Source organism: Thermoactinomyces daqus (assembly GCF_000763315.1).
GTDB lineage: Bacteria > Bacillota > Bacilli > Thermoactinomycetales > Thermoactinomycetaceae > Thermoactinomyces_A > Thermoactinomyces_A daqus.
The window spans coordinates 36,195-48,636 of sequence record NZ_JPST01000019.1; the positions used below are offsets into that span (position 1 = coordinate 36,195).

The 12,442-nt window shown below is 47.0% G+C and carries 13 protein-coding genes; 8 read left to right on the plus strand and 5 right to left on the minus strand.

The window, feature by feature from the left end; all coding sequences use genetic code 11:
- Positions 1–384 precede the first annotated feature (384 nt).
- Entirely contained in the window at positions 385–1,221 is an 837-nt protein-coding gene (locus tag JG50_RS0109375; protein ID WP_033100866.1) for a Cof-type HAD-IIB family hydrolase, read from the minus strand.
- A 157-nt stretch (positions 1,222–1,378) separates the two neighbouring features.
- Between JG50_RS0109375 and JG50_RS0109380 the strand changes: the two genes are divergently transcribed.
- From JG50_RS0109380 to queG, 4 genes are all read left to right on the plus strand, one after another.
- Complete coding sequence (locus JG50_RS0109380; protein WP_033100867.1) at positions 1,379–1,969, plus strand: uracil-DNA glycosylase; 591 nt, start codon at positions 1,379–1,381, stop codon at positions 1,967–1,969.
- Complete coding sequence (locus tag JG50_RS0109385; RefSeq protein WP_033100868.1) at positions 1,957–3,669, plus strand: ABC-ATPase domain-containing protein; 1,713 nt, start codon at positions 1,957–1,959, stop codon at positions 3,667–3,669. Before JG50_RS0109380 ends, JG50_RS0109385 begins: the two co-directional genes overlap by 13 nt.
- Before the next feature lie 3 nt (positions 3,670–3,672).
- A complete protein-coding gene (rnhA, locus tag JG50_RS0109390; RefSeq protein ID WP_033100869.1) occupies positions 3,673–4,104 on the plus strand; it encodes a ribonuclease HI in 432 nt (143 codons plus the stop codon).
- 73 nt (positions 4,105–4,177) lie between these two features.
- Positions 4,178–5,320, plus strand: a complete 1,143-nt coding sequence (gene queG, locus JG50_RS0109395; protein WP_152568535.1) for a tRNA epoxyqueuosine(34) reductase QueG — start codon at positions 4,178–4,180, stop codon at positions 5,318–5,320.
- Positions 5,321–5,936: 616 nt separating this feature from the next.
- Here the strand turns inward: queG and JG50_RS0109405 are convergent.
- From JG50_RS0109405 to JG50_RS0109415, 4 genes are read right to left on the minus strand one after another with little or no spacing between them, the layout of a single operon-like run.
- Positions 5,937–6,293 carry a hypothetical protein gene (locus JG50_RS0109405; RefSeq protein ID WP_033100872.1) on the minus strand — a complete coding sequence of 119 codons (357 nt, stop codon included), beginning with the start codon at positions 6,291–6,293 and terminating at the stop codon, positions 5,937–5,939.
- Positions 6,294–6,303: 10 nt separating this feature from the next.
- Positions 6,304–7,041: a DUF2705 family protein gene (locus JG50_RS21070; RefSeq protein ID WP_152568536.1), complete on the minus strand. Its 738-nt coding sequence runs from the start codon at positions 7,039–7,041 to the stop codon at positions 6,304–6,306.
- A 27-nt stretch (positions 7,042–7,068) separates the two neighbouring features.
- The gene (locus JG50_RS0109410; protein WP_052154157.1) at positions 7,069–7,944 is read right to left on the minus strand and encodes an ABC transporter ATP-binding protein; all 876 of its coding nucleotides are present in this window, start codon (positions 7,942–7,944) and stop codon (positions 7,069–7,071) included.
- Entirely contained in the window at positions 7,937–8,749 is an 813-nt protein-coding gene (locus JG50_RS0109415; protein WP_033100873.1) for a hypothetical protein, read from the minus strand. The genes JG50_RS0109410 and JG50_RS0109415 overlap by 8 nt, the downstream gene beginning before the upstream one ends.
- Positions 8,750–9,591: 842 nt before the next feature.
- On the opposite strand from JG50_RS0109415, the gene JG50_RS0109420 reads away from it, so the two are divergent.
- From JG50_RS0109420 to JG50_RS0109435, 4 genes are all read left to right on the plus strand, one after another.
- Positions 9,592–10,131 carry a methylated-DNA--[protein]-cysteine S-methyltransferase gene (locus tag JG50_RS0109420; protein ID WP_033100874.1) on the plus strand — a complete coding sequence of 180 codons (540 nt, stop codon included), beginning with the start codon at positions 9,592–9,594 and terminating at the stop codon, positions 10,129–10,131.
- Positions 10,132–10,310: 179 nt separating this feature from the next.
- Positions 10,311–10,841 carry an amidase domain-containing protein gene (locus JG50_RS0109425; RefSeq protein ID WP_052154158.1) on the plus strand — a complete coding sequence of 177 codons (531 nt, stop codon included), beginning with the start codon at positions 10,311–10,313 and terminating at the stop codon, positions 10,839–10,841.
- Between the two features lie 63 nt (positions 10,842–10,904).
- A complete protein-coding gene (trmL, locus tag JG50_RS0109430) occupies positions 10,905–11,369 on the plus strand; it encodes a tRNA (uridine(34)/cytosine(34)/5-carboxymethylaminomethyluridine(34)-2'-O)-methyltransferase TrmL (RefSeq protein WP_033100875.1) in 465 nt (154 codons plus the stop codon).
- A gap of 147 nt (positions 11,370–11,516) precedes the next feature.
- Complete coding sequence (locus JG50_RS0109435; RefSeq protein ID WP_033100876.1) at positions 11,517–12,257, plus strand: HAD family hydrolase; 741 nt, start codon at positions 11,517–11,519, stop codon at positions 12,255–12,257.
- Positions 12,258–12,442 lie beyond the last annotated feature (185 nt).

Below are 12,442 nucleotides of genomic sequence, written 5' to 3' on the forward strand. Positions count from 1 at the left end.
TATTCATTGATGCGGCGTTCATGAGATCCTTTCTGATTATTGAGTTTGTACGTGATTTTCCGAACACCTTTCCGATTCATCCGGGTTTCGAACCGTTTTGACAGGATCTTCTCCATTCAAAAAGTCTGATTCCCCTTTGTTTTTGCGACCTTTGGCGTTTCCGAACATCCCTTGGATCTGTTTCGAAGCTTCCGGTGTTCGCAAATGATGGCAGGGATCTTCTTGCAGCACCTTACTGCTAATATAGCAAATGAGAAAACAAAAAAACAGAAAAGGGCAGAATTTTTCACTTTTTATTTTGAGATAACCGGTTCCGCTTGATCCAGGTGAGAACAATCCGGATACAAGTCTAAAGGAGACCCGGCAACAGGTCTCCTTTTCCATTCAGTTTGATGTTTGGGAAAGTGTTGGCAATAAATGATTTTGAATCAAATGCGCCACCGCGCTGTCGTTATTGGAAGGGAGGATCAGCCGCGCCTGGTTTTGCGCCTGCGGGTGGGCGTTTTTTACGGCGGCGGGCAAACCGGCAATCCGGAACATTGAAAGGTCATTTAAATGGTCCCCGACGGCCGCCGCCTGGCTTGGCGAAAGCCCGAGGGTTTTTAACACTTTCAGTAACGCATTCCCTTTGGAAGCTCCGGCTGGAAGAATTTCGAAATAATGATCCGCGGACAAAACGCAGTCGATCGGCAGATGGCTGTTCGCCCGGGACCATTGAACCAGTTCTTTCATCTCTTCCGTGTCTGCAACCGCGACCAATTTGACACAAACCACATCGTCGGGAAGAGAAGCGAAAGAGGGGAGCAGCTCAAGGGAAAAATCGGCATCGCTCCAGGCTTTGGTCAGTTCCCCGACCTGAGTGCCGTAGATTTTATCCGTACCGTAGACAAAAATATCAACCGATGAGGGCAATTTTTGCTCCAAATCCTTTAGAATAGATAGCATAAGCGAACGGGAGATCAAACAGACCGGATTCAATTGTCCGGTTGCCGGGTCGTAGATCATCGCTCCGTTATACAAAATGACGGGACAAGTCAGCTGCAACTGTTCGATGAATTTTATGCTTTCTTTGTAACTGCGCCCGGTAGCCAGTGTAAAGATCCCGCCATTTTCGCGGAACAGAGCAATGCTGTCTCTATTTTCAGCCGAGATTTCTTTCGAATCATTGAGAAGGGTGCCATCCAGATCAGATACGAGAAAGGGGTAAAACAATGATTTCATAAGTTCTGATCAACTCCTTTGCAATGCAAGTATAGCGAATTCGGATGAAGCGGGAGTTGAGGTTTTGTTCAATTATGGCAAAGTGATATGATTCCAAGAAGTATATCATAATTTTTCAGTTTCATATAGGGGAAAATTTGCTTAGGGGAAGAGTAGCATGGATTTACAAATGATCTTTCAACGGTATCGGAATTGCCGGATGTGTCCTTTACATACCCGCCGGACGCAAGTGGTAATCGGAGAGGGAAATCCCCATTCTCCGCTGATGATTGTCGGGGAAGGGCCCGGGGCGGATGAAGACCGGCAGGGGCGCCCCTTTGTCGGACGGGCCGGGCAGCTGTTAAATAAGATTTTGCAGGCGGCGGAGATTCCGCGGGAGGAAATTTATATCACCAACATTGTGAAATGCCGCCCGCCGGGCAACCGAACACCGCATGATGAGGAAATGGACACTTGTATTCAGATTTTGCGCCAGCAATTTCTGGTGATTCGCCCCAAAATCATTGTCACTTTGGGATCGGCGCCCACCCGTGCCCTCATCGATCCCAGGGCGCGCATCACCAGAGTCAGGGGGAAATGGGTGGAGAAAAAAGGGGTTCGCTTTATGCCCACCTTTCATCCGGCTTATCTGTTGCGCAATCCGGCTGCGAAACGGGAAGCATGGGAAGATTTCAAGCAGATTCGCGACGCGTACCGGATGGTGCTGACACAAGAGAGAGGAGGAGGGCCAGCCAGATGGAAAGATTGAGTCAGATTTTGACACGAATTGATGGAAAAGGATACAAGGCATATAAGGATATTCAGGGAGAATACCGCTTTGGGAAATTCACCCTGTTTATTGACCACGTTCAGGGGGATCCGTTCGCTTCGCCTTCGCGCATCCGGATCAGAGTATCGCAGCGGATCACGAAACACCGTCCGGAATGGCTGAAAAACGCCTTGCGGCAGACAGCGCTGGAAGACTGGTGGGTGCGAAAATGGGCGGAGCGCATCGGACGTTTTTCCCGCCGGACAACAGGGACGGGGAAAAGCGGGCTGATTGCGATTGACCGTCCGGGCCAGCAGATATTGAAACGCGCGGCCGCGGTGGTTACTGCTGATCATCTCGAGGTGCGCCTTTCCGTCGGGTTGCCGGCTCGGGGACGAACCGTGCTGGGAAAGCAGGCCCGGCAAATGCTTCTTGAGGATCTGCCGCAACTGGTGGATGAAACGTGTATCCTGCGGGAAGCGGATTTCCGCTCCATTGAAGCCAGAATGCAACTGGTCGACAACCAGCAGGCCATCCGGGAGGAGATGGACAGGAACGGCTGGGTTTCATTTGTGGCCGACGGTTCAATCCTGCCGCGAAAAAGCGGCATCAATGACCAGCCGCTCAGAGGCGAGTCGGTGATTCCGTTCAGAACCCCGCCTTCCTTTAAAGTGTCGATTGCCGTGCCGCATGGTGCCCCGATCACGGGGATGGCCATTCCGCGAGGGGTTACGTTGATTGTCGGGGGTGGTTATCATGGGAAGAGCACCCTCTTAAAAGCCATTGAACGGGGGGTTTATCACCATATCGAGGGAGACGGGCGGGAATATGTGCTCACCGTTCCCGATGCCGTCAAGATTCGCTCCGAAGACGGGCGGCGGGTGGAAAAAGTGAATATCTCCCCGTTTATCAGCCGGTTGCCTTTTGGGAGAGCGACGGAGCGTTTTTCTACAGACGATGCGAGCGGAAGCACTTCGCAGGCGGCCAATATCATGGAAAGTTTGGAGATGGGTTGCTCCTGCCTGTTGATGGATGAGGATACCAGTGCCACCAACTTCATGATTCGCGATGCCCGAATGCAGGCGTTGGTCAGCAAAGGAAAAGAGCCGATCACTCCCTTTATCGACAAAGTGCGCCAGCTGTATGAAGAAAAGGGAGTTTCGACGATTCTGGTCCTGGGTGGATCAGGTGATTACTTTGATGTCGCCGACCATGTGATCATGATGGATCACTATACCCCCTGTGATGTAACCGAAGAAGCAAAGGACATCGCCCGGTCTTATCAGCTTGCGCGTAAACGGGAAGGCGGGGAATCTTTTGGTGAGGTGACGCCCCGGTTTCCGCTGGCGGAAGGATTTGATGCCCATAAGGGAAGAAAGGAAAAAGCAGATGCCTTGGGTCTTGATACGATCCAGTTGGGAACCGGCCGCATTGATCTTTCTGCATTGGAACAATTGGTCGATCCCAGCCAGACGAGAGCGATCGCCCAGATCTTACGCGTGCTGGGAGAGAAAGCGGACGGGAGCAAAAGTTTGCGCGAACTGATTGATGAGGTGTTTGCCGAGTTGAAGCAACAGGGCTTTGATGCGATTTCCCCGTATCGACGCGGGCATCACCCGGGTGATTTGGCCTTGCCGCGCAAGCTGGAAGTGGCGGGTGCGGTCAATCGCTTGCGTTCGCTCGAAGTGAGAGGAGAATAGTGAATGGATGAAGTGATCGTGTATACCGACGGTGCGTGTTCGTACAATCCGGGCCCCGGTGGCTGGGCAGCCATTTTGTTGCATGGGTCGCGCCGCAAGGAAATTTCCGGCGGGGAACGGGAGACCACGAACAATCGCATGGAGCTGACAGCCGTGATCCGGGCCTTGGAAGCCCTGAAAAAACCGTGCCGGGTGAAGGTACACTCCGACAGTGCCTATATCGTCAATTGTTTCAAGCAAAAATGGCATGTTAAATGGCAAAAAAACGGCTGGGTGACCGCCAGTAAAAAGCCGGTCGAAAACAAAGACCTGTGGCAGCGGCTGCTCGAACTGATGAAACAGCACGAGGTTGAGTTTATTAAGGTGAAAGGGCACAGCGACGTGGAATTAAATAATCGTTGTGATGAATTGGCCCGGGCTGCTGTTCCCAGATGAGGGTATGCAAACCGACCGATTGGTGTTATGATGGAATGTTGGATGTTCGATCAAAAATAAGGAGGTGGTACAGGTGAGACCCGACCAATTGAAGCAAAAATTGATCGAAAAAGCCAGGGAGATCGGAATTGACAAGATCGGTTTTGCCAGCGCTGACCCCTTTGTTGAACTGAAGGAGCGGCTCAGGGAAAGCCGGGAAAAAGGTTATGCTTCCGGATTTGAAGAACCGGATTTGGAAAAGAGGGTATGCCCCGAACTCTCATTGCCCGAGGTCAAATCGCTGATCGCGATTGCGCTCGCCTACCCCTCCAAATTAAAAAATCCTCCCCATTCGGAACCGGGGGCATACCGCGGGATTTTTTGCCGGGCTTCCTGGGGGGAAGATTATCATGTCGTGCTGCGCGAGAAACTGATGCAACTGGAAGCTTATTTAAAAACGCTGGTGCCGGGTGTCCGGACGCAGGTTATGGTCGATACCGGCGCCCTGTCCGACCGCGCCGTCGCTGAACGGGCCGGAATCGGCTTTGTTGGCAAGAATACAGCGTTGATTACCGAGGAATTCGGTTCCTGGGTTTATCTGGGTGAGATGTTGACCGACGTTTACCTGCCGCCGGATGAGCCCGTTCTTGATGGGTGCGGTGATTGCACCCTTTGTATGGATGCCTGTCCGACGGGAGCGCTGGTCCAGCCGGGGCAGTTGAACGCCAAAAGTTGCATTGCTTATTTGACGCAAACCAAAGACTTGCTGCCCGATGCCTACCGGACAAAGCTGGGAAACCGATTGTACGGATGCGACACCTGTCAAACGGTCTGCCCCAAGAACCGCAAGCTGCATTTTGACCATCATGAAGCGTTCCGGCCGGATCCCGAGAAGGTAAAGCCGCTTTTAAAACCCCTTCTCACGATGAGCAATCGCCAGTTTAAGGAGAAATTCGGCCCGATGTCCGGTTCATGGCGGGGCAAAAAACCGATTCAACGGAACGCGATTATCGCCCTGGCTCATTTTAAAGACCGGACTGCGATTCCGGACCTGATTTCCCTTCTGCACGAGGATCCCCGCCCCGTCATTCGCGGCACTTCCGCCTGGGCTTTGGGGAGAATCGGAGGCGAGGAAGCCAGACAGGCATTGCTGAAGGCGAAACAGAAGGAACAGGAAGAAGAAGTATTGGCGGAAATTGATAAAGGATTGGACATGCTTGCGGAAGAATGCATCTGAAAGAAAAGCATGCGAAAAAGCGGCGTGATTTTGCCCCTTGAAGATGAAAGCTGCCCGTTTGCCGGGGCAGCTCTTTTTTTCTTAATAAAAGCCGCCCTCAATTGTGCGCAAAATCGGCGGGTTCAAAAAGGAGGGAGGATCGTTTTTCATCAATCATTGGATACAAAAGGATAGCGATGGATCAAAAACGAACTGATGATAAAGCAAGCAAATGCGAAAATGAAGTTGTATAATAATTGATTCCAATAGACAGATAGATGAAAAATACCATCCTGAAACATATCGAAAAATGACGGAAACATAACAGGGGAAAATTCTCTCAGGAAGATGCCTCGGAGAGATCCGACTCCCAGTATTAAAATGATTATTGTGATTATGATATGAAACGAAACTGAGTTTTTGAAAATCAAAGATGTCATTTGACTGAAAATGGAGATGGCGATCATGCCGGTAACAAGGATGAGAAAGATAAACATCATCAGGATGGGAGGGGCGAATTGCAATTTTAATGTCTTTAAATAAAACGATTGAGCAAAAGAGCTCCAACTTTTAGCTGCCGGGAAAAATAAAAAACCTACGATCAAATGGACAAACAAATACCATGTACAATACAGGATCACGATAATAGCAGTGGAAATGATCTTGGAACCCCACCACCCCTGACGCGACTTTTACGCGTAAGTACAAAAGTATCAAAGCCTCCTGTGACCCCCGTCAGATCGTACAGATAGAAAAAAATCGGAGAAATCATGCTGAACCATCCGATGAATTTCCATATGTGATCATGCGCAAAAAGCCCACCCGACGAGATCACCAAGTAGTCCCAGAGATTGGGGGATAACTGTGCTGCACTTGCAGTCACATGAAGAAAATTCACCTGTGCAAGAGCAAGAACGATAAATAAAACGGTTGTTATTAACAGATTTTTCAAACGAAGAACAAGTAACAAATTCAAGTGAATCAGTGTTTTCATACGATCCATCCTAAATTGATCGAGTTAAATTGATTCGTCTGAACAGTAATAATCCCAACAGGACTGAGAAAGTAAAAAGAAGAAAATGATATGTAAGTGACCAATGAGTCGTAAATCCAGGTGTGTTTACGATTAATTTATTTGGGTACTGAGATAAAAACATCATCTGAGAAGTTGGGAACCATTTCTCAATTTCCCTCATTTTTAACCAAGCAACATATGACAGGATATTCATAAATGCCCCTGTTCCCCAAGTGAACACAGTGTTTCGCAAAATCAATGAAACCATAAGCAAAAATGTTCCATAAGCGGTTAAACCAAAAATATATAAACATTCGATCATGATCAGTACAAATGATGGAGAAGTCTCCTCTGTAAACAGTGAATGGGAACTCCATGTAAAATCAAGCGGCAAACCTGAAAGCAAACCTGAGATCAGATATATAACAGTACATATCATTGTAAATAAAAAAGCACAGACAAATAAGACGCAGATTTTAGCCAGTAGCCAGGAGAGCCTGGATCTGGCACGTGTCAAAATTAATCCCGCATACCCATTGTTAAGATCACTCAGGATTAAATCCGCAACGAGAATCAGAAAAATGGAAGGAAGCATTACCATACAATTAAACTGTTGTGTCAATGCATTTATGATGTAATCCAGTACGTTCAGTGATTGAATTCCATTTCTGCGAGAGAAAAAAATGACAAAAGAAAAATGATCACAAACACAACTAACCAGCGCCATTTTCGACGATAAAACAGCTGCATAAGCTCAAATGTAATCATTTTCAACCTCTCTTACATCGACAGTTTTTACTCCGATCTCTGTTAAAAATGACATCATCTCATCCCGATTTTTCCATTTTCCTTTGCATATGCCGGCAGGATAACCGTCTACTCTTTCCGTGATTTGCAATAATAAACCTTGTTGATAAATATGTTCCAAATCACTCAGATTGTTTGTGATAATCAGCCAACTTTTATCACGCTGCTCCCTGACCGGATGCAAGGTGCCGTTTTGTATCATAAAAACCCGGTCACAATATCTGTTTATTTCTTCTTTATTGTGCGATACCATCATTACAGCTGCTCCCTGCTCCACCTGCTCTTTCATAATCCCGGAAAAAAGAATCTTTCCCTCTTGATCCAAACCGTTGGTGGGCTCGTCAAACAACAAAATATTCGGCTTTTCCATTATAGCCTGTGCAATACCCAGTCGTTGGCGCATTCCCAATGAATAAGACTTAACGGGTTTTCGGTTGTCAGGATCCAAACCCACTCGTTTAATGGCTTCTCTTACGGCTTGCTCATTTATTTTTTGCTGTATATCGGCCAGTATTGTTAAATTCTTCAGACCGGAAAGTTGTGGCAGGAAAGCAGGGGATTCGATCAGTGCTCCAACAGATGCGGGTAATTCACCGATCAAACCAAGGCGAACCGCTCTGCCTGACACCCGAACTTCTCCCCTGTCAGGATATATCAACCCTGTAACCAATCGTAACAGAGTGGTTTTCCCGCAACCATTTGGACCAACGATCCCCACTACTTCACCGGAAGCAACGGTTAAGTTGATATCATTTAACACTTGTTTGTTCCCCAGTTTTTTAGATACTTTAGTGAACTCTACCAAATTGTTGATTTTATCCATTGTAAACCCTCGCTTTAAAGTTTCTGGCAAAGAAAAAGTAGGTTAACGTGTAAAATACAATGGATAAGACAATCCAAATGAAAGGAATTTCAAGTGTACGATAACTGAAATGATTCAATATGTACGCTCCGACTAAGTCGAGGGGGGCATATCGGGTTAAATTTATAGAATAAAGAACGAAATGTAATAAGATGAATAACAGCCAGGGAGTCGCAACAACGATGTAAATGTTTTTGACTGTTGTGGAAACGAAAACCGATACCATTGAGATGAATACGGCTGACAGGGCACTGTTGAAAATGATCAGCAAGATATAGAGAAACGGATGGTCGATAAACAAAGATCCGGCATATTTTGGGATGAATGAACTGTGGATTTTATTGATATCGCTTATATTTGGAAATTGTATTGCAGCCAAAACGAAACAAAACAGTTCTGATATGAATACAAATACAAAACTGACAACAGATGCAGAAACCATTTTTCCCACAATGTAAGTTTTGTAAGAAGTTCTCATAAGCACATATTGTATAAAGCCTGACTTCTTATCCCATGCCAGCGAATCACCGGCAGCCAAAGAAACGATCAGCGCAAATACCAAAGGCAATAAACCTGAGGCTCCATTACCGTGTGCATATAAAAAAGCGAAGTAAAAATTATGATTTGCCGTTACGGGTACAAGCGGTCCAGGACGGTATGCTTCAAAACCTTGAATAAAAAAAGCCGACATGATTAAAAAAGCCACTAATGCCTGCCGGCGAAAGAACGCCCGCCTTATTTCCATTTTTGTGATTTTTGTTAACAAATCGGCCCCTCCTTTCCCAAAAAAACAAGAAGAATAAGAGAGTGTGTTTACGACTCTCCCATTCTTATAAGAATAATGGTGGCTTTGTGTATCAAGATGAGAGACCCTGTTATTAATTTTTGCTTCAGCATTTAGAATCCTTCATATTTTTGATTATTAATCGAATAATTTTTTGATGATGGTCAATATTTGATTATTGTGATTTTCTGTCGCATGCCATCTTTACATATTTTCTTCGGAACGTGGATTAAATCGAGCAGCCCTTGTTGAAGGGGGCAAAAAATCCGTAATTATCCCACAAATCCCGGCTATCCGATCAATATTATTTTTTCATTTTTCGTAAAGGAAAAATTTTTGTATCGATTCCTTGTGTGTATGAATGTTATTGTAATATAATATTATATCTTTCCTTCTGGATAACGAGCTTCATTTCCTCAAAAGGGAGTGTGATGCTTCTTCCTTGCATGGCAGTATTCTTCAGTTTTCGGAAGTGTGGCGGGGCTGTCATTCGTGTGGTTCCCGCATTATTGGCATTTAAAGCTGAAGCGGTCTTAACCACGACTGGTTAAGGTGGCTGGGAGTCCGCAGCAGTGCCGAAATGGGTTAAAATATTTTTGAAACCTTTTCTCTTTTTTTTCGTCTGTTTTATAGGAGATCTGCTGCGAGGCAATGTTGGTTGAAATAGAAGCATTTTGGCAAACAAAACAGTCTTGTTGCAATCCTTCCAATATGATGCAATTTTATTCGCCATATTACATGTTATGGTGTTGGTAAGGAGGGTTTTCATTCAGTTCGTTATTTGTGATAAAATTTTTGCAATCCCAAGTAGGAGGGTATTTTCGATGGCTTCCGGATCACAGGTCATAGCATGGAGCCAGATGGAAAGTCCGGTCGGACCACTGACTCTTGTGGCCAGCCATCATGGGTTGTGCCACCTCGATTTTGCCAAAAAAAGCGCCCCGACAGTTGGAATTCAGATCTGGTTGAATCAATGGTTTAACCATTACCGTTTGGAACGGAATGAGCAAGCCTTATTGCCGTACATGCAACAATTGAACGAATATTTTAATAAACAGCGGCGGGAGTTTGATATTCCGCTCGACCTGCACGGTACGGCATTTCAAAAGTTGGTATGGAGATACCTTCGGACGATTCCATATGGTGAAGTGCGCTCATATAAAGATGTGGCACTGGGGATCGGAGCACCTAAAGCCGTGCGCGCCGTAGGAGGGGCAAACAATAAAAATCCCATTTCGATCATTATTCCCTGCCACCGCGTGATCGGATCCAACGGATCGCTGGTCGGTTACGGCGGCGGGCTTCATATTAAAGAATATCTGTTAACACTTGAAGGCTGGTTAAAACCGAAAGAGGAATCATAAGGAAAGATGGCGGATCAGGAACATCCGCCTTTTTTAGTGAGTGGCATTGCCGGTCAGCTGTACCCCCGCTCCTTTCTTTTTTGCTTCACTCATCCTCGTGAGACCGGGCGGAGGGAAAAGTATACCTTTTCTGACATTTTTCATACAGTGTGGTATAAAAGGAAAGGAGTTTTCGCTTTATGAGCAGCAGTGGAGAAAATTGGATGGAGGCCGGCATTCGCGCGTACAATCCGCTGGCGGCAGTGCAATATGCCAGCACTTATTGGAATGGAGCAAACCGCGCTTATCGTTTTTTTCATGACGATTGTACCAACTTCATCTCGCAGTGCCTGCATGCCGGAGGGCTGCCGATGGTTTTTTCGTCCAAATCAGGCCGGGAATGGTGGTACCGCCGGGGAGCAAAGGGGCACTCCTGGAGTTACAGTTGGACCGTAGCCCATGCGTTTCACCATATGTTGCAGGCAGGCGGGCCGACGGGTCGTTGCCGCAGATTGAGCAGTCCGGCTGAACTTCGGCTCGGGGATGTGATCTGCTACGATTTTGAAGGGGACGGGCGCTGGAATCACAATACGATTGTGACCGGATTTGACGCTGCCGGGCAACCGCTGGTCACGGCCCATACGTATAACTGCCACAACCGGCGCTGGGAATATTACGATTCCGTTGCGTATACCCCGAGGATTCGCTATGATTTTTTTCACATCAGTTGAAGCCCGGTTTGCCATTTGGGTAAAATAAAAGAGATGTTTCGAGAATGGAAGGGATGAAGGCACGTGCCATTTCACATTGTACTCGTTGAACCGGAGATTCCGCAAAATACGGGGAATATTGCACGCACGTGTTCAGTGACGGGAGTCAAGTTGCATCTGGTTCATCCGCTCGGCTTTAAAATTGACGATACCAAATTGAAGCGCGCGGGTCTGGATTATTGGCATGAACTGGATATTGAGCATCACGATTCATTTGCCCAGTTGCAAGCAAAATATCCGGCCGGGCGCTTTTTTTGTGCCACGACGAAGGCAAGCCGCGCACATACCGATTTTCAGTACGAAGAAGGCGACTTTTTTGTGTTTGGCAAGGAAACCAAAGGACTCCCGCCGGAAATACTGAACCGGCATCGTGAAACATTGATTCGGATCCCGATGCGGCCGTCGACCCGCTCGCTCAACCTCTCCAATTCGGTGGCGATCGTGGTTTATGAGGCGCTTCGGCAATTGAATTTCCCCGGGCTTTCCTGAATGAAAACCAGCATCTTTTTTGTGACAGGACCCGGGGACGAAAGGATTTAATCTATTTGGGACGTCGTGGTTCCGCATGGACCAGCGCACGCTGAATGGCTTTTGGCCGCCAGGGCTTGAAATCATTTGCAGAGAGTGGGGGAAGGCATGATAAAAGCCTGTTTATTCGATCTGGATGGAACTCTTTTGCCGCTTGATACCGAAGCTTTTGTAAAAGTATATTTGCAAGCCTTGGCCCCTTATGTAGCCCATGTCGTTCCGCCGGACAAGCTGGTTCCGATCATCTGGAAAGCGACGGGGGCGATGATTGAAAACGACCAGGCTGACCTGACCAACGAAGAAGTATTCACCCGGGCTTTTTTGCAGCTGTCAGGACTTGAAAAAGAGGAAATTTGGCCTTTGTTTGACCGCTTCTATAAAGAAGAATTTCCGAAGCTGGAGAAACATGCGGAAAAAAGTGCCCTTGCCCGCCAGGTGGTCCAGGCTGCTCTTGACCGGGGATATCAGGTGGCGGTTGCGACCAACCCCGTTTTTCCGAGAGAGGCGATTTATGAGCGGTTGCGTTGGGCGAGATTGGACGATCTTCCTTTTGCCACGGTAACCGTTTATGAAGAAACGCATTTTTGCAAGCCGCATCCCGGTTATTACAGGGAAGTGGCCGGACGGTTGGGCGTGTCGCCGGAAGAGTGCGTGATGATCGGCAATGACATGCAGGAGGATATGGTGGCCTCCGTTGTGGGCATGCACATCTTTTTCCTGAAAGAATACCGGATTGACCGTGGGCGCCCGTCCTACGACTTTGATCAGGAGGGAACCATGGAAGATTTGTTCCAATCCATTTGCAAGGGGACGGGTGTTTTTCAAAAGGAACATCCGGTAAAAAAATAAAAACAGTCTCGAAAAAACCTTGGATTTTTGCCAAGGTTTTTCTATCTTTTTCCTTTGAAATTTGATAAAATAGAAGTAACAACTTTCTATTTGTAGCATATACATGATATAAAATATCGCCTTACTCTTTCCTATTTCAGTAATCTATAGTCACTAGGGGATACTGACGAGGCAGGTATAAAATC